Annotated in this window: 1 protein-coding gene; it reads right to left on the bottom strand. The window is 67.9% G+C overall.

Annotated elements, in window-relative coordinates; genetic code table 11:
- A partial coding sequence (locus tag AQJ91_RS48290; protein WP_067036787.1) for a TetR/AcrR family transcriptional regulator occupies positions 1-557 on the bottom strand: 557 nt, incomplete at its 3' end.
- Positions 558-669 lie beyond the last annotated feature (112 nt).

The following is a 669-nucleotide window of genomic DNA, read 5'->3' as shown; positions in this document are numbered from 1 at the left end:
TGTGGTGCAGTCAGGGCTTTGTGGGTCGATTCCAGGATCTTCTCCGACAGTTCTGTGCCTGCCGTGGCGCGGGCGAGCAGGATCGCGCCGACCAGGGTGGCCACCATGGGGAGGCCGTCGTTGGCGTCGGTGGACAGCCACGCGGCGAATTCCTCGACTCCGGCCGCGTACGTCTCGCGCACCTCCCCGGCTGTGGGCTCGCGAGCCATGTCGCCTGCGAATCCCGCGGTGGGGCACCCGGTGCCGGGCTGGTCGCGGTGCTCGGCCGACAGGTAGAAGTCGATGAGGGCGCCGCGCGCGGTGTCGTGATCGCCGTGGGCCGTGTCGAACGACGCCAGGAGTGCGTCGAGGTCACCGAAAGCGGCTTGAGCGGCCTCGGCCACCAGGGCCTCCTTGGAGGGGAACTGCTTGTAGAAGCCGCCCGTGGTCAGCCCGATGGACTTCATCAGATCGGCGACGCTGATGCCGTTCACGCCGCGCTCCCGGAAGAGCTGGGAGGCCGCGGCGACCGCGCGCCTGCGGTTCTCGAGCGCTTGTGCCTGCGAAACCCGACTCATCAGTCACCTGCCCACGTTAGATAGTTAAGTGCATCTATCGTACGCGAAGTGGCGGGTGACCCGGCCGCAGAGCCCCCTTCCCGTACGACTCTTTCTCGCTGCCGCAAGGCGA

The sequence above is a fragment of the Streptomyces dysideae genome, assembly GCF_001514305.1.
GTDB lineage: Bacteria > Actinomycetota > Actinomycetes > Streptomycetales > Streptomycetaceae > Streptomyces > Streptomyces dysideae.
This window is presented reverse-complemented; position numbering and strand designations above follow the sequence as displayed.